Source organism: Caballeronia mineralivorans PML1(12) (assembly GCF_001028175.1).
GTDB classification, from domain to species: domain Bacteria; phylum Pseudomonadota; class Gammaproteobacteria; order Burkholderiales; family Burkholderiaceae; genus Caballeronia; species Caballeronia mineralivorans.
Genome location: NZ_AEJF01000219.1, coordinates 21,299 through 41,611, shown reverse-complemented (window position 1 = coordinate 41,611; position 20,313 = coordinate 21,299). Strand labels below are relative to the sequence as shown.

At 56.0% G+C, this 20,313-nt stretch carries 14 protein-coding genes and 2 pseudogenes; 6 read left to right on the top strand and 10 right to left on the bottom strand.

What is annotated here, in order from left to right:
• Together EOS_RS36070 and EOS_RS36065 are read right to left on the bottom strand one after the other, a co-directional pair.
• Positions 1-3,511 (bottom strand): annotated as a pseudogene (locus EOS_RS36070) (cyclic beta 1-2 glucan synthetase); the annotation flags it as partial.
• A 334-nt stretch (positions 3,512-3,845) separates the two neighbouring features.
• Positions 3,846-4,166 carry a hypothetical protein gene (locus EOS_RS36065; protein WP_047896999.1) on the bottom strand — a complete coding sequence of 107 codons (321 nt, stop codon included), beginning with the start codon at positions 4,164-4,166 and terminating at the stop codon, positions 3,846-3,848.
• Positions 4,167-4,803: 637 nt separating this feature from the next.
• Between EOS_RS36065 and EOS_RS36055 the strand changes: the two genes are divergently transcribed.
• Positions 4,804-5,712, top strand: coding sequence for a cation diffusion facilitator family transporter (locus EOS_RS36055; protein ID WP_047896997.1), 909 nt, complete (start codon positions 4,804-4,806; stop codon positions 5,710-5,712).
• A gap of 88 nt (positions 5,713-5,800) precedes the next feature.
• Here the strand turns inward: EOS_RS36055 and EOS_RS46680 are convergent, their stop codons facing one another.
• From EOS_RS46680 to EOS_RS36040, 3 genes are all read right to left on the bottom strand, one after another.
• The gene (locus tag EOS_RS46680; RefSeq protein ID WP_152693245.1) at positions 5,801-6,031 is read right to left on the bottom strand and encodes a hypothetical protein; all 231 of its coding nucleotides are present in this window, start codon (positions 6,029-6,031) and stop codon (positions 5,801-5,803) included.
• Between the two features lie 275 nt (positions 6,032-6,306).
• A complete protein-coding gene (locus EOS_RS36045) occupies positions 6,307-6,723 on the bottom strand; it encodes a phasin family protein (RefSeq protein ID WP_047896996.1) in 417 nt (138 codons plus the stop codon).
• Positions 6,724-6,747: 24 nt separating this feature from the next.
• Positions 6,748-7,410 carry an acetate uptake transporter gene (locus tag EOS_RS36040; RefSeq protein ID WP_047896995.1) on the bottom strand — a complete coding sequence of 221 codons (663 nt, stop codon included), beginning with the start codon at positions 7,408-7,410 and terminating at the stop codon, positions 6,748-6,750.
• Positions 7,411-8,187: 777 nt separating this feature from the next.
• On the opposite strand from EOS_RS36040, the gene EOS_RS45140 reads away from it, so the two are divergent.
• Positions 8,188-8,391, top strand: coding sequence for a DUF3562 domain-containing protein (locus EOS_RS45140; RefSeq protein ID WP_075645455.1), 204 nt, complete (start codon positions 8,188-8,190; stop codon positions 8,389-8,391).
• Positions 8,392-9,636: 1,245 nt separating this feature from the next.
• On the opposite strand, the pseudogene EOS_RS36035 reads toward EOS_RS45140, so the two are convergent.
• Positions 9,637-10,005, bottom strand: a pseudogene (locus EOS_RS36035) (transposase); the annotation flags it as partial.
• A 261-nt stretch (positions 10,006-10,266) separates the two neighbouring features.
• Between EOS_RS36035 and EOS_RS36030 the strand changes: the two are divergent.
• Together EOS_RS36030 and EOS_RS43830 are read left to right on the top strand one after the other, a co-directional pair.
• Entirely contained in the window at positions 10,267-11,325 is a 1,059-nt protein-coding gene (locus tag EOS_RS36030; protein WP_075645454.1) for an NAD-dependent epimerase/dehydratase family protein, read from the top strand.
• 353 nt (positions 11,326-11,678) lie between these two features.
• The gene (locus EOS_RS43830) at positions 11,679-12,971 is read left to right on the top strand and encodes a pentapeptide repeat-containing protein (protein ID WP_160312567.1); all 1,293 of its coding nucleotides are present in this window, start codon (positions 11,679-11,681) and stop codon (positions 12,969-12,971) included.
• 95 nt (positions 12,972-13,066) lie between these two features.
• Here the strand turns inward: EOS_RS43830 and EOS_RS36020 are convergent, their stop codons facing one another.
• On the bottom strand, positions 13,067-13,984 hold the full coding sequence (locus EOS_RS36020; protein WP_047896994.1) for a hypothetical protein: 918 nt from the start codon (positions 13,982-13,984) through the stop codon (positions 13,067-13,069).
• 655 nt (positions 13,985-14,639) lie between these two features.
• On the opposite strand from EOS_RS36020, the gene EOS_RS36015 reads away from it, so the two are divergent.
• A complete protein-coding gene (locus EOS_RS36015; protein ID WP_235443068.1) occupies positions 14,640-15,020 on the top strand; it encodes a hypothetical protein in 381 nt (126 codons plus the stop codon).
• 418 nt (positions 15,021-15,438) lie between these two features.
• Here EOS_RS36015 and EOS_RS36005 read toward each other — a convergent pair whose 3' ends face one another.
• The gene (locus EOS_RS36005) at positions 15,439-16,668 is read right to left on the bottom strand and encodes a hypothetical protein (RefSeq protein ID WP_160312566.1); all 1,230 of its coding nucleotides are present in this window, start codon (positions 16,666-16,668) and stop codon (positions 15,439-15,441) included.
• Positions 16,669-17,154: 486 nt separating this feature from the next.
• Complete coding sequence (locus EOS_RS35995; RefSeq protein ID WP_268760386.1) at positions 17,155-18,276, bottom strand: CsgG/HfaB family protein; 1,122 nt, start codon at positions 18,274-18,276, stop codon at positions 17,155-17,157.
• Positions 18,277-18,788: 512 nt separating this feature from the next.
• On the opposite strand from EOS_RS35995, the gene EOS_RS46015 reads away from it, so the two are divergent.
• Complete coding sequence (locus tag EOS_RS46015; RefSeq protein WP_047896987.1) at positions 18,789-19,361, top strand: methyltransferase family protein; 573 nt, start codon at positions 18,789-18,791, stop codon at positions 19,359-19,361.
• A gap of 177 nt (positions 19,362-19,538) precedes the next feature.
• On the opposite strand, the gene EOS_RS35980 is transcribed toward EOS_RS46015, so the two are convergent.
• Positions 19,539-20,240 carry an IS6 family transposase gene (locus EOS_RS35980; RefSeq protein ID WP_047896986.1) on the bottom strand — a complete coding sequence of 234 codons (702 nt, stop codon included), beginning with the start codon at positions 20,238-20,240 and terminating at the stop codon, positions 19,539-19,541.
• Between the last annotated feature and the right edge of the window lie 73 nt (positions 20,241-20,313).

The window sequence follows — 20,313 nt, the reverse complement described above, 5'->3', positions numbered from 1 at the left end:
TGCGCGGCGGCGCTGCCGAAGCTGCGCTCAGTTGGGCCTCGAGCGGCGCAAATGCATCGAGGTCGAACTCTGCTGCGTGTGCCGCCGCGCGATAAGCGTCGAGGGTATCGGCGAGACCGGCGAACGTGTGCGGACTGAATACGGGTTCGTCCACCACCTCCAGCAAGCCACGGCTCAAGGTCATCAAATGGCCCGCGAGGTTGCCGCTATCGACTGTCGATACATAACGCGGCGCAAGCGTCTGCAATGTGCTCGTGTCGTACCAGTTGAAGAAGTGATTGCGATAACGCTCGAGGCTATCCATGGTCGCGAGCGTATCGCCGATGCGTGCGAGCATTCGCCCGGCGCTCAGATAGCCAAAATCGAAAGCGGCCAGATGCGCGAGCAGGCTCATGCCCATGTTGGTCGGAGAAGTGCGGTGCGCAACGACCATGGCGCCTGAAATGGGCACCTCCTGGATGTTGTCGGGCGGCAGCCAATGGTCTTCCGGTCCGACATATTCGTCGAAAAAGGCCCAGGTCTTCCGGGCGAGTCCGCGCAGAAAACGCGTCTCGTTGGCAGCCAAAGCGCTCCCGGTCTGAACGGGAGGCTGACTGATCCACCAGGCTAGCAGCGGAGACAGGAGCCACAACAGCGCGAACGGCGCGGCCGCCGCAAGTGTCTCGGGCGTCGTGAGGAATGACAGGCTTAGCGCTGCACCGAGAAGCGGGCCGATCCACATGAGCCGGTACAGCGCCTTCGGGTCGTTGGGTGCGACCCGCTCGACTTCGCGAGAAGCGTTCCATTGCAGCAGCTTGTGCTTGCTGAACCCGATGCGCCAGAGTGTGCGCACGATGGCGTCCATGCTGTACAGCGCTTCGTGGGGCAGCCATGCGAGCGCCAGAAACGCGCGCGCCAGATGACGGCCGGCCGATTGCGCGGTCAACGCGACATGCCGGCGCAGCGGCATGTCATGCGGCTTCTGAAGGAGTTCGATCAGGCTCGCGACCAGCGGCATGCTCAACGTCAACGCGACAACGCCGACGGTCCAGGCGAGAGGCTGCCATCCGCTGATCCACCCCATCAACAACATGGCCAGCACTGCGGCAGGCGAGGCGCTGCGCCGCAGGTTGTCAAACAGCTTCCAGCGCGACAGCAATGAAAGCGGATTGCGCGTCAGACCGCCATGTTGAGTCGGCGCCCAGGGAAAGATCCACGGCAGCAGTTGCCAGTCACCGCGGATCCATCGGTGCCGCCGGTTGACGTCGGCGCTGTAGCGGGCCGGATACTCCTCGTACAGATGCACGTCGCTCAGGAGGCCCGCTCGTGCGTAGCAGCCTTCTATCAGGTCATGACTCAGGATGCGGTTGTCAGGAAAACGCCCCTCCACTGCCTGCTCGAACGCATCGAGTTCGTAGATTCCCTTACCGATGAATGACCCTTCGTGGAACAGATCCTGATAGACATCCGAAGCGGCTCTTGTGTAGGGATCGATACCGGCATCGCCGCCGAACAGCCGCGCATACGCCGATCTCGCCGTGCTCGGAAGACTGATGCCAACGCGCGGCTGAAGAATCGCATGGCCGGAACTCACGCGCTGCTTGACCGCGTCGTAGACGGCCGCATTCAGTGGATGCGCGATCGCGCCGATAAACTGGCTGGCTGCATCGCGCGGGAGCTGGGTGTCCGTATCGAGCGTAATTACATACCGCACGCGTGGCAACGCCGCGATGTCCCCCACGATCAGCGAGAAACGATCGCTTCCGGTGCCGCGCAGCAGCGCATCGAGTTCGGCGATCTTGCCGCGCTTTCGCTCATGTCCCATCCAGACTTTTTCGATGTCGTTCCAGCGTCGCGGGCGATGAAACAGGAAGAAACGGTCGCCCTGGGTATCGGGATATTTTTCGTTCAACGCTTCGATGCTCAGCCGCGCGAGCAGCATCAGCCCTGCATCTTCGTCGCGACTCTCGGAGGCTGAATCCATAAAGTCGGTCAGCAAGCTGAAATGCAGATGGGGATCACGATTCGCGAGGAACCGTACTTCAAGCCCCTCCGTCAGATCCTCCACATCTTGCGCACTGCCGATCAGCGACGGAATCACGACAAGCGTGCGCATCTGCGCCGGGATACCCCTGGTGAAGTCCAGGCGCGGCAGCCAGTCGGGCACGACCGTCAGAGTGACGAACCAGTTGACGAAATCGATAGCAACGCGGCTGGTCATCAGCAGCACCGGTACAGCGAGCACGGCCAACAAACCGCCCCGCCACCCGTGGCGGTGAGCCGCGTCGAGAAAAGGCCATGCAAACAGGAGGGTGATCAGCGCCGCCAGGGCAAGATAAATAGGCAACGGTGCACGACGCAAGAGGCGCCTCCATACCTCGCGTGCATTCACTCTTGCCTCGACGTGCCGTTCGAGTTCTCCAACGCCATCGCGCAACAGATAAAAACCAACGTGATGTTCGACACTGCGGCCCGTGTCCGATTCAACGGCATTCCTGGCCAGATCGATCGCCGCACGCGCCACCACCTCCTCCGGCTGCTTACTTGCACGCGCGAGCCGTTCAACGCTGTGCCGGTACCGGTCCCGTGTCGCGAAATCCATCGCTCGATAGATATCGGCGGGATCTTCGCCGAGAACCTGTTCCACGATGCTCGTGCTTTCGACGAAATCGCGCCAGTCGGTGGCCGAGAGCAAGCGCAGGCTGCTGATGCTGTTGCTGATCGAAACCTGGTCTGCCGCCTGCTGCTGCGCCTCCAGCTGCACCATCCGGTCGATGCTCAGGCCCGACTCCGATAACAGTTGCTCGATCCACGTCAGCGGCAGTGCCAGGGTTGCACTCTGTCCCTGCAGGCGCCGAGCCAGCTCGGCCACGAAGGAACTCGCCATGGGCGGGTTCGAGCGCGCCATGTCAGCAACTGTCAACACCACGCTTTTCGGGTCGTGCCCAGCCGTCTCGGTCATCCGATCGGCCCAATGCCCGGCGAGGTTGCGATCGTCGAGGTCGGTTGTCACGCGGCTTGCCACACGCCGCAGATTCTCGATCAAGGCGAGCCGCAACATGATGGGAATCGCCCAAAGCTCACCCAGCGTGAGCGGCGTAACACTCTGATAGGCCGTGATGAAGCGAGTCAGGCTTTCGGTATTGACGCGTCCGTCGCCGTGCGAGATTGTCTCCAGCGCAATGCCATACACGCGCGGCAATTCGTGGGACGGACCATCGGCGAGACGCGGTAATTCGCGGCTATAACCCTTCGGAAGATGGTGCCGCGCGATCCGGATCTGCTCGGCGATCAGGTAGTAATTGTCGAGCAGCCACTCGGCGGCAGGCGTTACCCGGTAGCTGTTGAGCGTTGCTTTCGTGAGACGTTCGTACGCACTTAGCAGCGTCGCTTCATTATTCGCGAGCCGTGGCAGCAGATGATCCAACCCCGCATCTGTGCTTAACCGATGCTGCCCCGCAAGCCGCACCCCGTGCAGTTCCATCTGGTCCGCGCTGAACAGCTCGGCGCGCAGCGCGGGCTCTTGAGGCAAGCGGCGAGATTCGGTCTTCCATCGGGCCAACGCCCCCAGAAGCGAATCAAGTTTGAGCGGTAAATACGAACGGGAAAAGGCCATCATTGTCCAAAATTGCAGACTGGCGAACTGTCGGCATGGTGCGCGAAGCTGCGTAGCTGGCGTAGGGAATGGATTCGGGGGTGCAAGAGGCAAGCGCCAACGCGTTCCTCGCGCATCGCACGTCAAAGTCGACGCGAGCGTTTGAACCTGGTGAAAACTACGACGCCCGGAGAACATCAATCACAGGGTTTGGCAGGAAACGGGGATTCGCCTCGTATGAACGACGAACCCGATGAAACACGGCCGGTCTTTAGTCGAATGGACGGAAGAACACCTTCCGCCGGGCCGGATCGGTGACAAACTGAAATAACGACATGCCGGCAGGTTTGGCGAGCAGATCGCCTTCTATTGCGGCGTGCGCGGCTTCGAAGCCCTGCGCGGCGGCATCGCGAAGTCCGTCGGTGCCGGCGAGGATGGGCGCCCGGGCGCAATAATCCCGCACGAACGTATTTCCCGACGATTGCAGCAGTGAAACCATGACTTCGAAGTCCCTGCCGTGTATGCGATGGCTTAAAACGAACTTCCCTTCCCCGTGTCCGGCTAGCAACTCTTTTACGATGCGGTGATTCATTTCTACTGGCTTCTCCTTTGGCCGTCATACAGCGGCGCTGCAGGACCGGCACCCGCGACTGATACCGGCGCAACCGGTGCCTCCTTTAGGGGAACACAAATTTGGCGCTCAAAGGCAATTCTTTTTAAAGACCTTATTTTTGCGTCAAATCATGGAAGTGACAAAAAGCGCCCGTGCGCGTGTGCCGGCGGCACTTTGGGTAGGAAATGACGCCGCAAAACACCCTGGCCGGAATTCGACATTCGCTTCACGAACCCTCGCGCCCGCTTGTTACCCGCTCTTGATAGAATTGATTCCGTCAATGGTTGTTTAACGATTGATCACACCATTGGAGTTCAATTTGGCAACGTATGAAGTCGATTTTTTCTATAGCTCGGCCGAAGCGCCGGACATTTACAACCAACAAGTGACTCACCACGCGGTCTCCGGCGTGCCGGACTACCTTCTCGGTGAAGCCGCAGTCGCGCATATCACAGCCCGCTTGCTGCATGACAATCCGTCGTTCAGGCGGATCCGGAATCTGAGAATCCGAAACGCTGCGGTTTCGCCGAATTCAAGTAAGCCCGCCGGCGAGTAAGCCGGCTTCAACGTATGCTGCTGTCGTAGCATCAGGGCTTACGAAGCGAGACTTGCGCCTATGTCCGAACACCTGTCGAATCAAAAACTGCGCCGATTCGCTTCGATCGTGGCACTCGCTGTCGCCCTCGTCCTGGTCGCTGTCAAGGTATGGGCGTGGCTTGCAACAGGCTCGATCTCGTTACTCACGTCTGCGGCCGACGGGCTGGTCGACGTCGTCGCATCCCTCGTCACCTTTGCGGGCGTCCGGTATGCAGGGCGCCCTGTCGATCGAGGCCATCGTTATGGACACGGTAAGGCCGAAGCCGTCGCCGCGTTCGTGCAAGCGTTGTTGCTCGCGGGCGCGGCCGTGGTCCTTGGGATTCAATCGTTCACGCGCCTGCTCGTCCCGCAACCGCTCACAGAGATCGGCTTCGGCTTGTGGGTGATCATTGCCAGTTCAGTGGCGGCAGGCGGGCTTGTCGCAATGCAAACCTATGTCGTCAAACGGACTGGATCGACAGCAATCGCTGCAGACCGTGCGCACTACATGACCGACGTTGCGGTGAACATTGCAGTGCTGGTTGCGCTGGTACTTGAACGGTTCCTCGCGTGGAACCGTGCCGACGCAATAGGCGCGCTGGCAATTTCCTGCTACATGCTATGGAATGCGCGGGGAATGGCCCTGCATGCCTTGATTCAGTTACTCGATCGGGAACTCGATACATCTGACCGGGAGCGAATCAAGTCCGCTGTGCTCGGCTGCGAAGGTGTTCAGGCGGTTCATGACATCCGGACCCGGAATGGCGGGGACCGCGTGTTCGTGGAGTTTCACCTCGAGGTCGATGGAGCAATGTCGGTTGAAAAAGGCCACAGCATTGGAGATCGCGCGGAGGACGCCGTAAGATCGATATTTCAGGCCGCCGATGTGGTTGCTCATCTCGAACCCGCCGGTATCGACGATCGGCGTCTGGACGATTTGATCAAGTGATTCAGCGAGCACTGCGCGATCGAAGCCGACTGGACTCGCTCCATGTTTCCGGCGACCGTGAGGCTTGCAATCACCAAGGCTCTGTCCGCTACTTGGACACGGCGCCCTCTCCTGAATCAGTGCTGGCAACAAAGTGGCGAAACTCCTTTTCTGCTTGTGTGATCAGTTCGGCGCATGTGACATACATCCATGCGGGAGCTCCGTCGCTCGTGTACATCCCGCGACACAAGCCTTTTACACGAATCGTCGCACTGTCGATGCCGTCGCCCGTGGCGGTGCGCGACGCCCATAAATAAAGAACGCCGGATTCATGCGGCACGCCTGTCTCAATGGTTATTTCGTTTGCGCGACGAATGTTCGTCGCAGAATGCCGCGTAACGAATTCCCGAGTCCTTTGCCACGCCGCGTCGCACGCTACGCGGCCCACGCAGCCTATCGACGCGTCGTCGCGAGCTTCGTCTAACGCGATTTCGTAGTGCTGAGCGTCGATAGACGATCTGCTGGTCGTGCAAGCACCAAGACTCGCGACGGCGATCGTCAATATGATTCGCTTCCAACGATTTGGCGTCGTGTTGATAGGCGCTTGAGCAGCACTCACGTGCGTGGCAATAACGTCTTAGTCTCGTCGATGCTTTGCTCCGCACGCTTGGTGATCGCCGCCAATGCATCGGCCTGTGATTTTTGTGCCATCTCCGCGATCTCCCGCATGTTGTCGACGGCCTTCTTTATGGAGTGCTGGACGAATTCCCCCTGCTTTGCCATCACGTCCGTTGGGCTGCCACCGGTCATTTGCTGTGCGGCGGCCTGAATCTCTCGCACACTCGCACTCAACATTTCTGCCTGCTTTTGCACCACAGCCTGCATGCCTTCGAACGCTAGCCTGTTAGCCTCCCCGAGCGCCTCGAGGTCTTTGCGTCGTGCTTCGATCAGCGACGTCTTATCGACGCCGGGAAAGTTGAAGCCCTCCAGCATCTTGCTGAAGTCGGCGATCGGATTAAAAGCTGTTGCCATGATAAGTCTCCCTTGGACTATTGATTAAGCGATACAACGGACGGCGACGTCCGCCGTGTTTCCTGACCCGCGTTCAGCACGAGCCGTCATAAGACAGGCCGCGTGGTTCTTGAAGGCTTTCGCCTCGCCGATGGGCAATACGATCCGGTCGTAGACTTCGTTGATCACGTCGGCCGCAGATAGGTAAAACGTGAACACCGCAGTCAGAAGGCCGCCATAACCACCAGCAGCACGCAGCGCGGTCGAACCTGTCCACTCGCCGCCGGCAAGCAGGACGAACGTGATCCAGAGCGTCAGGAAAATCAGCTGGAGTGCGCGCGGCGAACGAAACGTAGCGAGCCACATATAGAAGGTGAACACGCCCCATAGAAACAGATACCAGCCAACGAACGCGGCGGGTACCTTGCCATGGAGAAACAGGACGAACAGGGCAAATGACCACCAGAACGCCCCGTAGGCCAAAAACGCCGTCGCACCGAAGGTGTTGCCTCGCGGTAGTTCCATCACGCCCGCTATGGCTTGCGCGGTGCCGCCAAAGCAGAGTGCGCACGCGAGTACCAGTCCTGTTGAATCACTTGAAAACCAGCCTGCGTTGATCATGCTCAACAACCATGTCGTCAGCGCGAACCCGGCGAGACCCAGCGGCGCCGGATTCGCTAGTTTCCTTTGCGTTATTGCGTAGTTCATTGTCTGTCTCCTGAAGATATCGGTAAGCTGCGGGCAATCCGCAGTAAAACTCCGAACGTGATCAAAAAACTCGCGCCCGAAACGGGCTTAGCGGAGTTGATCGAGAATCGCCGGATTCTTCAGTGTCGACACGTCCTGCTTGATTTAATCCTATGCCCCACACGAACCGCATCTTTGACTTGCATCAACCATAAGCCGCAGAGGCTTCGCGATGCCTCAACCTTGCTCGCGCGAACCAATTCATGAATCGCCGTCTTCTGCAGTGCCTGGCGCAGGCGCGAAATGAGCTCATCGATATTCACGCTTGTGCCATTTCCCGCGCAGATCTACCTTGATCTGAGTCAATGTCGGCGCGCGCGAAAACGCTAGCCTAAGGAAGGCGCAATTGCGTGCCGCTCAGGATGTCTGAGGCGTAATTACCGTGCATAGATATCTCGCCGCCCACTTGGGCTCGGGCAGGCGGGTCCGGATGCGAGTTGAGACATTGTTACGGTCCGCAAGATAGTCCGGCGCTGAAGTGGTCAACGCGTGTCACGCTTTTTCGACCGGGCTCGCAGCGGTCCGGCGTCATGGGTCGGACATCCGGGAACTAAGCCAATCGCCAGACCGCTGGCAACCAACAAGTAGCCGTGATCAAACAGTCTGTCATTGCCCCGTTTCTGCGCGCGACGATACGCGAAAGACCGATCCAGACGAAAACCTGCTTTCCGGATCACCTCGTCATTCCTGTCGGAAAAGTCAGCTCTGCCCCTACTTCTTCCGAGCGAGGAAACGAAAGTGAACAGATCCACCGATGAGAGACTTGTGGAGCAAATAGCTCAAGAAACGCACACATCCGTGCAAGCCGTTTCGAAGACGTATGAGGACACGATGGCATCCTATCGAGACGGAGCACGCATCCATGACTATATGTCGCTTTTGGCAGCCAAAAGCGTTCGCGCAAACCTGAAACCCGCCAAAGCTTGGTTCCGTCGGGCTTAACCAAAACGCAAAGCCGCCCCCCGTCAGCGAGCGTGTAACGTCTCGTGGCAGCCTTGGCGTTCACAATCTCCAGATGGGTAAGCTGATGAAGTGCGGTTTTCGACATCGTTGTATACCGTTCGTGGACTCTCGTGAATACGAAAATACAACGCTCAAAGTTCGGATCTAGCTGGAACATACTGGACGTCCCAAGACAATTCGCAGGCAATAAAAAACCCGCAGAGCCAATAGCTGTGCGGGTTTCAGAGGATTCTTCCGGACATCGTCGGAACGATTGGGACGTTGCTTGCGAAACGGTATGGTGGTGCTGAGAGGTTCGAAGACAGCCTTCTACACCTTACGGAATAAGGCCTCCACACAATTCGATCTGTCAGATACAACGAAAAATACAACGATCTGACTTGCGCACTAGTCTTTTGCGAAAATACAACGAGTATGCAGTCAGTTGGCCCTTTGCCGGCCAGCCTTTTACCAAAAGGTCATAGCAGCCTCGTTATCAACGACAACATCGAGATGTACCCAGCCCAATTGCTGTTCCCGTTCGTAATAGCACGATCGTCGAACCGCCGCTCATCACCGCACCGTTCTCGTGAACAGCCGCGGTTCGGCAGATACGACTGCCTCTTGTCGACACGACGCGGTCTTCCAGTTTTCCCATTTTCCTGACGGCACCCCGATTCAGGTCCTTACCTGATGACTGACAGTAGCTGAAGTGATACTTTCATTGCATAAAACCTTTGGCCGGCCGCGTCGGGAATTTCATGAAACCCACCATTCTCCGCTACGAATTTTCGAGCGTGTGACGAAGACGCATCAACCGTGAGGCTCTCATCACGGGTACTTTCGTCAGCCAAAGATGTCTGGTCGGGTGCGTCGATATAAAGATTGTCGATTCCGCCCAGCTTAACGGATGTTTTCGCATTTTCGATGCATCCCGTTGAATTTTCGAAGACTAGAATTTGCTCAGGTAAATCCCGTCAATATTTCTTCACAAAATTTAGCTATCCTTACGTATATGAAATCCAATGAAAAGGGTTGAATTGGAACAGGCAATCGACTCAAGCTTGCACCCTATTGCAGGCGGTTCGTTGAAGGCCGGGATTCAAGGGTTTGACTAAGATTGGTGGCGGATCGATGAAATCCTAGCGGCGCTTGAGGTCTACGGTTCGTTCGCCGCCGTGGTAGCCGGGGGCGTTGTTGCATAAATCGATTTCGAATACAAAAGGGGCTCCAGTGATACGAAATTCAGGCGATGCGAACGGACTGCGAGCGTTCAGGTGCCGTCATGCGGTTGAGCACGCTCACCCGGATCGCCAGCTCCGTCACTTGACCGGTCTTTGCGTCGAGCGCCAGATGAATCTTGCGCCAGATGCGTCGCTTCGAGTAGCCATGTTGCCGCACCTTCCATTCGCCTTCGCGGCAGACCTTCAGGCCCGTACTGTCGATGAGAAGATGCAGCTTCAGCGTCGTGTAATTGGGCACCGGCAGATCCGTGAAGGTCAGCTCACGCTGGCTCTGTGCGAGTCCTTGCAGCGCCCGCAACGGCAGGCGGGAAACCTGCTTGAGTCCGAGCAGCATCTGAATCACTACATCCGCGTAGACGCACGGGCGACCGCTTATGCGCGAGCCTGGGACACTACAAAATAGAATTTCAGGATTAGCTAAAAGGTCTCGACGGAGCGAATGTTCTCGTATTCCAGGCATTGTCGAATGAAGAAGAATTTAATCAACGCGTCTCGTTTCCGCTATTTCGTTCATTTAAACCGGCATACCGGGATTTGTCATTCTGTTCCGCGCAGATGCCGATCCATGCCTCGATCTTTTTCTGTGGCAGCGCCCTCGCAATCCACGAAAGCTACTAAAGGTCACGAAGACATGAAAATTCTTGTAACTGGCAGTGCTGGTCATCTTGGCGAAGCTCTAATGCGAATCCTTCAGAACTCATGCCACGAAGCAATAGGTCTGGACATAAAGCCCTCGCCGTTCACCCAATTGACAGGCTCGATTTGCGACCGCGATTTTGTGGCCGACTGTTTGCGTGGTGTGAATGCTGTCGTGCACACAGCGACTTTACACAAGCCCCACGTCGCAACACACACGCGCCATGATTTCATTGATACAAATATCACGGGCACGCTCAACCTGCTAGAAGAAAGCGTGAGGAATGGCGTTGAATCTTTCGTATTTACAAGCACAACAAGCGTATATGGCAGAGCTCTAGCACCCAGTGAAGACAAGCCGACAGCATGGATTACTGAAGATGTCGTTCCAATTTGCAAGAACATTTATGGCGTAACTAAATTGAGCGCAGAGAATCTATGCGAACTCTTTCACTATAGAAGTGGTCTGCCATGCATCATTCTCAGAACAGCACGTTTCTTTTCAGAAGAGGATGATGACGAATATGCGCGCCGGAAATACACCCCTGACAATCTCAAGGTCAATGAATTTCTGTACCGTCGCGTCGACCTGGAAGATGCAGCTACAGCTCATTTACTCGCTGCTGAAAAGGCTCCGGAGATCGGACTCGCGCGCTACGTGGTTAGCGCGACGACCCCATTCTCGCACGATGATCTTGTTCACCTTCGAACAAGTACGGATATTGTAGTGCGTCACCTTTTTCCGGAATATGAGAACATTTATGCGAGGCTCGGATGGTCAATGCTGCGTTCGCTTGACCGCGTCTACGTGAACGAACGCGCACGAATGGGCTTGGGATGGCAACCAAAATACGATTTTCGGAGTATTTTGCGGAGCCTGGCGACGTCCTGCGATTTTCGTAGTGCACTGTCACTGAATGTCGGGACCAAGGGCTACCACACGCAACGCTTCTCGGACGGCCCTTACCCCGTCGATACAGAGGTGGCGCCGAAAATCAGGACAAGCAGGGTAAGTGAAATCGCCCTGTCACACGGCGTCGAAAGAGGAAGTTAACGGGGCACCAGGCGTCAGTCCGTTCAGTAGGATCCGGCAGTCCGCTGCTTCCGGGTGTGTGCCGCGAGGGAAAACCGATAGCGCCAACAAAATCTCGAAAGCAAGCGGCGCGGCATGACGTCAAAGTACACATCAACTAAAACGACTCCCTTTCCAAGATCATGCTCTCCGCGCCCTACAAGCTAGACACCCCATCCCAGATTGAGGCGGCGTTACGCTTTGACGTCGACATGGGTCAGAAATCAGGGCAACCCTTTACGCTGGAGGTCAATGGCTTGCGTTACAACGTGGAGCCTGCTGGTACTTCGGCTCGACGGCTTCGGGTGCAAAGGGAGGCCCCGGAACGGCCCAGCATGTTTGATACGCTTCTCAATAGCCTGTTTAGCCCGGTAAACGAAGCGAAAGCGGTTGCGAAAGCGGTTGCGCACGCGCTGAACAGCACCGAGGTGCGGGAAAAGGCTACGCAAAAGGTTGCCCGCAGTTTCAACGCAGACCTGAGACATCTCTTTGTCTTGAACCATAACCGTGCTTCCGCTCCGCTGAAACTCGCCGGCTTCAATATGAAGGGCCTCAATCTTGCGGGGCTCGACATGAGCAGTGCCGATCTGAGCGGCGCTGCTCTGGATCCGCAGAGCCTGAGAGGTCTGGATTTGCGTAACGCGGATCTGAATGAACTGGATCTTTCCAACTTCGATCTGCGCGACACTGATCTACGCGGCGCCAACCTGTCGGACACGATACTAACTGGGGCGACGCTCAGTGGAACTCGACTACAAGGGGCGAGGCTGATTAACACTGTGCTGGACAAGGACAGTCTGCAAGGTAAAAACCTGAGCAACGCAAACCTGTGCGGGCAGGATCTTTCCGGCTTTGATCTGAGCAACACCGACCTATCGGGCACGATGCTGATTGCCGCGACGCTCAGTGGAACTCAACTACAAGGGGCGAGACTGATTAACACTGTGCTGGACAAGGACAGTCTGCAAGGCAAAGACCTGAGCAACACAAACCTGTGCGGGCAGGATCTCTCCGGCTTTGATCTGAGCAACACTGATCTGAGCAACGCCGACCTGTCGGACACGATACTGACTGGGGCGACGCTCAGTGGAACTCGACTACAAGGGGCGAGGCTGACTGGCGCCGCGCTGGACAAGGACAGTCTTCAAGGCAAAGACCTGAGCAACGCAAACCTCTGCGATCAGGATCTTTCCGGCTTTGATCTGAGCAACACCAATCTGACCAACGCCGACCTGTGGGACACGATACTGACCGGGGCGACGCTCAGTGGAACTCGACTACAAGGGGCGAGGCTGACTGGCGCCGCGCTGGACAAGGACAGTCTGCAAGGCAAAGACCTGAGCAACGCAAACCTGTGCGATCAGGATCTTTCCGGCTTCGATCTGACCGGCACCAACTTGGAAGGCGCCATCCTGCAAGACACAAGGCTTGTCGGCGCCAAGCTGGACGAACATAGCCTGGTCGACGCCGATCTCCGAGGTGCGGACCTGAGTGGACTTGATCTTTCCTACACTCGTCCGGGCAACGACCACCTCCTGGACGACGCCGTGCTGTGGAATACGCAGCTTAGCCCCGAGCTCCAGCGTGCGTTGGCGCAACAACCGAATGGTGCAGGGCCGACCGATTAGTCAGAAACGACGGTTGCGAGAGATACAACTGATCCGACTCGGCACCCGGACAACCCGGTGAGACCCTGCCCACACGTGACCGGTTTCATCGGCCTCTATAGCGATTGCGACGTGACACCTTCGTCCGGAAGCGCGTGTCCGGCGCTTTGAGAACCGGCTGGATAGTCGATGACATCAAACATTTCAGTTACCGCATCCTTCCAGTAATTCCTCAATTCCGGCCTCTCATCCTGAAATTGATCCATTTGAGCGACGCACCACTTCAGATTGTCACGAAATTGCGATCGTCTGACAGGTCCGCGCCGTAAAACAAAAAAGCGGTCGTACGCGTCCAGTACCGCCCTCCTGCGCAAGCCGTCTCTAAAATCGCCAAATGCGATTCTCAGGCCGTGTTCGACCTGATTTTTGTATTCCACTTGCGCCAGCGATTTATCCCCTGAAATCAGCGTATGCATGATTCGCCCGTGCTCAACCCACCACACCTTATCCGCGTGTTTGTAATCATTCAGGGCCAGAAGTACACGCTTGGCGTCTACGCTGTTCCATAAGCCAGTCCGGGCAGATACGACTTCTTTCAATTCAGATATGTTCATCTGAAATATCCAGTTGTCGACGGAACTCAGACCTGAAAAATCCGGACTTGCGTTCATCATCATGGGGCGAATGCAGGACTCGTATTCGGCACGCGTCATATTTCCGGTCGCGCAGGCCATGCTGGCGTGGCCCAGACGCAATACCGCAACGCTCCTGATCAAGTTGGCAAGCAGGCCAGGATTGTCCGCCTTTGCCGCGCGGATCGCCTGCTGCGCAACGTATGTCGCGATGTTCAGACTTTGAAAGAGAAGCTGATGTCCGGCTATACAGATAAAAATCACTCTCCGGTCTGCTTCGCTGCCACTATCCGCAGATGAAGATCTTGCAAAAAAATCCACGATAGTTGGTTCCGAAAGATTATCCGAAGGCATCACGCAGCTCTCAGGTAAACATATCTCGCAAATCTGAAAATTATTCATGATATTTCTCAAAATTCCTTGCCAGGCCGCTGACAGTGTTTAACCCGGTCAATCCGTGGCTCGCGCCACGAGCCGGATTTGATATAACGCGACAATCCGATCCCGCGTTTTCCGTCGAGACAAATGGCCTGCAATGCGATCGACCACGCCCATGCGCTTTCGTCATCTTGACAAAAAGTGTCACATCAGAGTTATGGATTACTGGACATCTGTAATCCGTCTAACCAGCAACTACCTGAAATTAAAATATCACCTCGGTTAATACCGGTCATCAGGTAATGACCTGAATCGGAGTGCGATCGAAAAACGGCAATCGACCGCGACTGGCAAGATTGACGTAACCGTGCATTCGGCCTGGCTATAGCCGGCGCCGTCATGACCACGCCTCGCTATCCAGGCTTTTTGGCGTGTGCGAACGCCACATGCAGAAATCCTGATTCAAACCGCGAGACTTTTTCCGGACAGGATTTTATGTTTCCGAAAGACAGCTTGGCCACGGCAAACGGATACTAGGTTTCCCCAACCCCGTGGTCCTCACAATTTCCACGTATTCATGACAAGCTCGTTAAGAATCCGGCACGTTGCATCTCGCTCCGGCAAAAAGAGACTGACAAAGGACATGTTGCTGCCATTGCCTGTCGCCAGGGTCCGTGCAATGTCGCTTGAGAATCATCTGGCGCTTGCAGCGATGTGCAACGGACACGGCAATGTCGATCTGATGACCTGCCTGATCAAGGCGCTCTATTTGACGTATTTCATGCGCGACGCCGTGCAGGACAGTGATGATCTCGCTCTGTTACGAGAGGCCGAAGCCGCGCTTGAACGCAGCGTGACGCGTGTGGAGAACCTGCAGAAATGGAGCGTGGCCGAGGACGATCGTGCTGTAGTCGAGCAAACCCTGGCGTTGTACGACAGACAGTTGGCGTCGGCCCCGGCGCATCGGCACATGGATGCGTCGGACCGCCTCGCGGATTTCTTCAATAGCGACATGCGCTCACCCATTGCCACCGGTGGTGTTGCGAATCGCATCGCTTAAATCCTGGCGTTCACCTCGTCGAAGGCGTGAGCCGTTTCATTCCGGCAATGTGGGAAGCAAAGGTTCCCACCGTACGCTTCAGTGTCGTCCGCACGCGGGGTTCGTGCGATATCAATGACCCAAACAACGTGCATCGTCGCAACTACTCCGGCATAGTACGCGAGGCGGACGACGTCATCACTAATCCGGCGACCAAACTGATTTACTTCCCCCGCGACGCTGAAACGGTGACTTCGATGGTCAACGCGATATACGCGATATACGCGATATACGCGATATTCAAGGGACGTGACCTTTCCAGGGCAAGCAAGACCTGACCGGCCGTCCAACCCCTCTTCACCTTGAAGAAATGCCCACGGAATTGTCGAACTGCAAAATGCCGGTCTCCATATTCGCGATTGTCCGGGCGTCCGCCACTTCAGTCTTGTTCATCCGCACAAATGGTCGAATATGCCCTCTTTTTTAATAGGGCTTCTGAAATTCTCCTTCCTACAAGCGGATGCTCAGGCGCAATATCCGGAAAACCGACGGACCTGGAACGTCCATCCAGACGGGCTTTCATTTGTGCACCTAATTCTTCGGCGCTGCGAATCCGCTTATCCAGGATACATATTTTTCTTTCTACCTCAGCGAGTCTGGATTCAACGTTCTGGAAATCCTCACCCAGAACTATAAAAATTTCCGGAGCCACATAATTCAATAAATAATCAAGAGGATCTCGAATTTTTACGAAAGCTAACTTGATTTCCATCAATTTCCTGATGACAATATCAAGTTGAGAGATGGGATTATGATTTTCCCTAACATAAGCACCGGGACTCACATTAGCGTTCAGTAAAAATCGCGCATCGTAAAAAGACATACCGACTATGGCATAGTAAAGCGCGGACGCGCCGTCACGGGATAAACTGTCTATTTTTGGATCCCCGCCGTAGTCTTTAATCAACGAAAAAATCAATGTAAGGGGCGTAAAAGTGGAGGGACTCCCCTTGCCGGGACAGCTGATGACGAGGGGCATCAGGGATCTCTGTGCAGCCAGGTGGAACACGGTTTTACCGCTGGCATCCCGGGCTGAAAAGTCGAATCCGGAATTCACAGCATGAAAGATCACTCTGTCTATCGTTTCGTAGTTCCCGCCTCTCAATGCCTGTTCTAAAGAAGAAACCATTTTTATCCCCTTTTCCCGGCGACCCATTGGCGTTACCTCTGCTATCCCATGATTGAGCTGCAGCAGAATATTTCCATTCGGATATAAAGTCAGAAATTTTATGGCACTGAGATAATCGAATGAAATCCTGGAATCCAACATGGAGTAACGCTCTTCAAGTTGCGCCCCGAGGAATTGAACAAATTTTACCCGATCCAGTACTTTATCCGACAGACACCACGTCTCCGGAAAGGACGCGACATACAACTGAGCTAAAATATCTACCACCGCCGCACTAAAATATTCTCTAGCAGAATGGATGTATTGCCCGGACACAAATCCAGATGGCTGCGTAGCGTAGGGCTGATGTATTGCGGCAACCAGACCCGCAAACTCCTGATCGACAACGTGTCGATCGTAGGGGCGACCGCAACATGCGAGAACGTAGTTACGGATGTTGTTCCTGCCTATCGTTTCTTGCGCTAACAGTACTTCTAACACGTCCCTTACCTTCTGGAAATGCTGGGAATGGCATTGAACAGGATCTTCGCGCGGAATGTCGTATTGACGGAAAGTGACGTTTGTTTTCATCTTGTGAAGAAGTGATGTGTCGGCGGGAACGAGTGGGGGCGGTGACTTTTCCCTGCATCTCGCCGGTGACTGGCCTATTGTTCGAAACGCTGAACTTTGTCGTGATTCTGGACGGCGCAGACGCCCTCTGCGTTAATGGCCTTCTGCTTTCCGGCGAACCGCGCTTCAAGCAACGGAGGACGGACGGGGTCAGGTGACAGCGACATCTGCACGATAGCCCATGAGTCGAACTGCGACCTTCGAAAATCATCACGGCCTTTCGCTTCGTACACCTTCGATTTCGGGTTTTGGCTCGCTAAGGAGCATGAGGCGAACAAAAAGCGATACGTAGAGTTGCTCACATTTCCAACGAGCAGCAGGCTCCGGACATCCAGATTTTGAAGGACGCGCTTGCATTCACAGTGACCGGCGAGACCATGCATTGCACAAAAGATCGCGACCGGCTACGTTGAGCATTGATGATGTGATCAGCCAGACCACGTCGACGCGTGCGCACGAAAAAACAGGATCAGTTGCCCGGAGCTTTCCGTGATTTCGCGGGCGACGTAGTGAAGCCTGAAGCGCTTTTTCGCGCAGCTTGTCGCGTTGCGCGATCTCGTCCGTTACACGCGCCAGCGCGCGATCAACATCCGCATCCGGTCTGGTGAGAGAGCCGTCGATTCTCCGGTAGCGCGCCACCGCACCATCGAGGTTCCCTGCGATCTCGTCACACGCAGCGACGTTATAGGCGAGCGCGAGACTTGCCGGATTCGTTCGCGCAAGTTCAGACCACATCGGGCAGGCCCGGTCAAAACGTCCCGACTTCGCGAAGTCCAGTGAACCGGTAAAGCGCTCCATCGCGCCATCACTGATGTTTTCCTTATCTTTCTTGTAATTCACAAAGACGTTTTGAACGTACGGCGCGACGTCTTCGCGAATCTGCTCGAAGACGTCACCCACCGCTTCGCGCAACAATATCTCGCCGGATTGCTCAACGCCGGCATCCGCACACCAGTACGACGATCGCGACGACGACTTCATCTCGCTATAGACCACCCTGGCTTGACTCACGTCCACCAGCCTCGGCACCAGTTTGAATGTGGCGGTTTTGGTGGTGCACGGAACCTGTATGTGGCGGCAGTCCCCATTGGCCGGACAGATCGCGCGGATTTCAGTTGAATAGGAATACGCCGGAGGTGAAACGAACGCCGAGCCGCTGTACAACGCTTGCGCGCCGATCAGGCGGCCAACCTTTACCGTCGTCCCCGAATCCACCAGTTGGCTTCGCTGCAGCTTCAGCTCCGCGACTGCGCTTTGAACGGTAAGCCTGTCGATGACCGTGAAGTAAGGCTTACCGTCATACTGCGCGGAAACAAGCATGCTTTCGAAGTCTTTCGTTGCCTCTTCAGCGCCGTCGCCATCGAATGGCAACACCGCCACACGACGATAATTTGCTGCGTCTGTTCTGGCAGCAAACTGGGCGGGAACAATGGTCCCGGGCGCCGCGCAACCAGCCAGGAACACCGGTACACCGATCATCAGCGCGGCCCATTTCAGATAACGTCGAAGTGTCATGAAAAATAGAAAAAATGGAAAAAAGTATCCGGTCGGACATCAAAACCATCACGCGGCACTCACCGGATTTGCCCTGCTTCAGACCTCAGTCCGGCATTGGCCGGCAAGTAGCGCGCACGCGCGTTCAGGGCACGCACGCAGCGTTCACGCGCGGCCTGAATATGGACGCCAGTATTCCGCCAGGCACAGTTGAATAGATATCGGATTCTTTCTGAACGTTTCAAATATCAGAAATGGATCCGGTCTGGCTGGAGCGAGCCAGAGTCGGGCCCGCACGCGTCTGACGCAACGCTCTGGAATGCAGATTATCCTGCGCTTGCCTGCGGATCCGATGCATCCACATGTCAAGCGTGCGAATTTCTAAAGTCGCGAGTGAAAAGCTGACGAAAGATGCAGAAGGGAGACGGTACCCTCCTCAGCCAGTGTCGCGACTGCATGCGAAAACGGCCAATCGGAAACCTTCAAGAGATAACGGCATGGCATATCTGACAGCGCAACTCATCCCATTCCTCTGGATCGTCTGGGCAATCTACTGGAAGCTCGCTGCGAGCGGCGTCAAGGTTGCGAGCCGGACAGAATCCCTTGCGTTCCGCGCGATGCATATCGTGCCGGTCAGCGTGGCAGCGCTGCTGTTGTGGCTGCCGACATTGCCAGGTGGATTTTTGTGCGGCCGTATCCTGTCGTCGACGCAGGCCGTATGGTGGATCGGTGCACTGCTCACGGCAGCGGGCCTGCTCTTCACCGTATGGGCACGCGTCTATCTGGGCGGAAACTGGAGCGCACTCGTCACACTGAAAGAGAATCACGAACTGATTCGTGGCGGCCCATACCGGTTCGTGCGCCACCCTGTCTATGCGGGTCTCATTGTCTCGTTCGTCGGCTCTGCCATCGCTTGCGGCGAATGGCGTGGGGTGCTCGCTGTGTTGCTGGCGTGTGGCGCGCTGTGGTTCAAGCTCAGGCGTGAAGAATGCTGGCTCGAAGAACAGTTCGGTGAAGCTTATCGCCGTTATCGCAACGAGGTTGCTGCGTTAATTCCCTTTGTACTGTGAGCCGGTAGCGTCGTGGGTGATGCGCAATCAAAAATATCTTTCTGGTATTTTCATCCCCTACCGACGCATCTTTCGCTTTGCCCAGATCGGTGCACTCGCCCGGTTAAAGGCGAGGAACTACGCGGGCTTTGTCGCGGTAAGGATCAAAGGGTGAGCGAGATCGATATGCAAGTCTGCTTATATTGCGAGGTCGTAGAATTGAGCAGCGGCGGACGGATGGGTTCCGCGAGCATATTTCATCTGTCCTTTCGCGATCATGTGCATAATCTCAATGCCCGCCAGAAGGATCCGGGCACATCGAAACGTTTTGAATCCCAGCATGGGCCGCGTTCGTCGCTTGATCGCCCGATGGTCCTGCTCGACCAGGTTATTGAGATATTTGGACTGGCGGATCTTGATGGGCGCTTCACAATCGGCATTGATCGCTTCGAGCGCGGCCAGATTGGCGCCGCTTTTGTCGAGGGTTACCGTCTCGGGTACACCGTTCTGGGCGATCGATTTCTCAAAGTAACGCCGGGCTGCAGTCTTGTCCCGATGGGCGCGTAGCAGAAAGTCAATGGTGTTGCCGTCCTTGTCGACGGCCCGGTAAAGATACCGCCATTCGCCCTTGACGCGGATGTACGTCTCGTCCATCCGCCAGCTCTTACCAACCGGCCGCTTGCGGCGGCGGAATGCTTTCTCCAATGCCGGCAGCAGCTTGATGGCCCAGCGGTGCACGGTCGAATGATCGACCGAAACGCCGCGCTCAGCCATCATATCTTCAAGATGCAGCAGGCTCAGCGGATAGGCCACGTACCATCGCACGCAAGTCAGGATCACGTCGAGCGGATAATGCAGGCGCTTGAGCACTCGACCCACCGCCGGATTCAACGTCTTCATCGAGCTTTCAGTCGTTCGTGTCGTTCCGCACATCATAGCGGAACGCCTTACTGCAAGCGATGAGCAATACGAC

Coding starts and splice junctions, on each gene's coding strand:
- EOS_RS46015 (WP_047896987.1), top strand. CDS start 18,789: ATGGCATATCTGACAGCGCAACTCATCCCATTCCTCTGGATCGTCTGG.
- EOS_RS36055 (WP_047896997.1), top strand. CDS start 4,804: ATGTCCGAACACCTGTCGAATCAAAAACTGCGCCGATTCGCTTCGATC.
- EOS_RS36030 (WP_075645454.1), top strand. CDS start 10,267: ATGAAAATTCTTGTAACTGGCAGTGCTGGTCATCTTGGCGAAGCTCTA.
- EOS_RS36045 (WP_047896996.1), bottom strand. CDS start 6,723: ATGGCAACAGCTTTTAATCCGATCGCCGACTTCAGCAAGATGCTGGAG.
- EOS_RS35995 (WP_268760386.1), bottom strand. CDS start 18,276: ATGATCGGTGTACCGGTGTTCCTGGCTGGTTGCGCGGCGCCCGGGACC.
- EOS_RS36065 (WP_047896999.1), bottom strand. CDS start 4,166: ATGAATCACCGCATCGTAAAAGAGTTGCTAGCCGGACACGGGGAAGGG.
- EOS_RS36040 (WP_047896995.1), bottom strand. CDS start 7,410: ATGAACTACGCAATAACGCAAAGGAAACTAGCGAATCCGGCGCCGCTG.
- EOS_RS36015 (WP_235443068.1), top strand. CDS start 14,640: ATGTCGCTTGAGAATCATCTGGCGCTTGCAGCGATGTGCAACGGACAC.
- EOS_RS43830 (WP_160312567.1), top strand. CDS start 11,679: ATGTTTGATACGCTTCTCAATAGCCTGTTTAGCCCGGTAAACGAAGCG.
- EOS_RS36020 (WP_047896994.1), bottom strand. CDS start 13,984: ATGAATAATTTTCAGATTTGCGAGATATGTTTACCTGAGAGCTGCGTG.
- EOS_RS35980 (WP_047896986.1), bottom strand. CDS start 20,240: ATGAAGACGTTGAATCCGGCGGTGGGTCGAGTGCTCAAGCGCCTGCAT.